The 1,623-nt window shown below is 57.6% G+C and carries 1 protein-coding gene and 1 tRNA gene; both read right to left on the minus strand.

The window, feature by feature from the left end; genetic code table 11:
- Nucleotides 1–482: 482 nt before the first annotated feature.
- A tRNA-Ile gene (locus tag AAAC48_RS23595) sits at nt 483–559 on the minus strand.
- Nucleotides 560–693: 134 nt separating this feature from the next.
- Nucleotides 694–1,623 (minus strand): sugar-binding transcriptional regulator (locus AAAC48_RS23600; RefSeq protein ID WP_340656525.1); only part of this gene is annotated, 930 nt, incomplete at its 5' end.

The following is a 1,623-nucleotide window of genomic DNA, read 5'->3' on the forward strand; positions in this document are numbered from 1 at the left end:
TCGGGGCTCAGTTCGTCTTTGAAGACCTTGACTTCCACAAGAGGCATGGCTTCTGCCTCCAAATGTTCTAGTGATGACAGGATAAACATAACACGATGCCTGACGTCTTGTCGACAAGGATGCCACACCGCCGCTACTCCGAGCCGCATAACCCCAGAGAAATTACCGGTCTCCTCAAACGCGCTGACGGGGCACACATCATCGGCTACTTCTCCTCACCTTCCCGATACGGACCAGCGGTGGCATGCCACCTTGGCCAATCACGAGGCCTCCCGGTTCCCCTGCAAAGAGCATTCAAGCATGCCAGGGTCTCAGACCACGCCGGGTTGAGCGGGCACTCGCATTATGGCGCCTGCTCATGTTGCCTTCCGCCACAAGAAGAACGTTGGCACCCGAAATGCGCCATTTTCGCGGTTCAATGAGCGGCCGCACAAACCTTTGAGCTGCCTGCATATTCCGGCCTTGTCGGAATGGGAAGAAAGTGGTGGGCCCGGAGGGACTCGAACCCCCAACCAAGCGGTTATGAGCCGCCGGCTCTAACCAATTGAGCTACAGGCCCCACCTGAAATCAGACGCGGTGGAATTGGCCGCGCGTCTCCCGCGATCAATAACGGGAAAAATCGCGAATGCAATCCCTGACTTGGGCTACCCGGCGCTGTTGTTTTGATTTCCCACGGAAATTGCAAGCAAAGCTCAGGCCTTTTCCTGTTCGGCCAGCACCAGCAAGCGGCGGGCACTTTCCTCATCGGTGATGAACACTGTCGGGCGAACGAGAGCCATCGCACCATAAAGCGCCCTGATCTTTTCCTTGCCGCCAGATGTCAATACCCGCGCTGGCACCCGCTGCACCGTATCGATGCCAACAGACATGACGAGGTCATGGATGGGATGGTCCACCAGCCGGCCTTGCTTGTCGTAAAAATGGAACAGAAGATCACCAACGGCGCCGCGTTCCGCCAGGGAGGCCTGGTGGCCCTGATTAAGAAAGCCGATGTGGTAAGGCGTGCTTGATGCAGTTTCAATGGCACCAACACTAAGAAGCACAAGGTCTAGATCCTCGGCCATCTCGAACACGCTTTTCAGTCCGCAGCGCTCGATCAGCGCCGTTTTGGTCTCGATACTGTCCACCATGGCCGGCGCGGGAATGAGATAGCCATCTCCCTGGAACAACTGGGCAAATTGCCAGGCGAATTCCGCCGGATTGAACCGGCGCGGCTGGCTGATGCCGCCGAGCAGGGAAATGACCGTGAAATTCTCAAGCGCCCGCGCTTCGAGATAAGACAATGTATTGAAAAGCGTCCGCCCCCAACCGACGCCGACACGCATGCCGTTGCTGACCACACCGGACAGATAATCGCCGGTGGCGGCCGCTATCGCCGGGATCGGGTCGTTGTCCGGATGTGACAATGGTGCGATGATCACCTTGTCGAGACCGAATTGCTGTTCAACCTGCCTTTCCAGCGCGACGAGATCCGAAAGATAGCCCTGAATTCCGATCTTGACCTCGTTGCGTGCCCGCGCTTCGGCCAGCATGCGCACAATGGTCACGCGTCCGACGCCGAGAATCTCGGCAATCTCGTTCTGCGTCATCTGCTCGATATAGTACATCCAGGCGGCGCGCAT

The organism is Phyllobacterium sp., assembly GCF_037994405.1.
GTDB lineage: Bacteria > Pseudomonadota > Alphaproteobacteria > Rhizobiales > Rhizobiaceae > Phyllobacterium.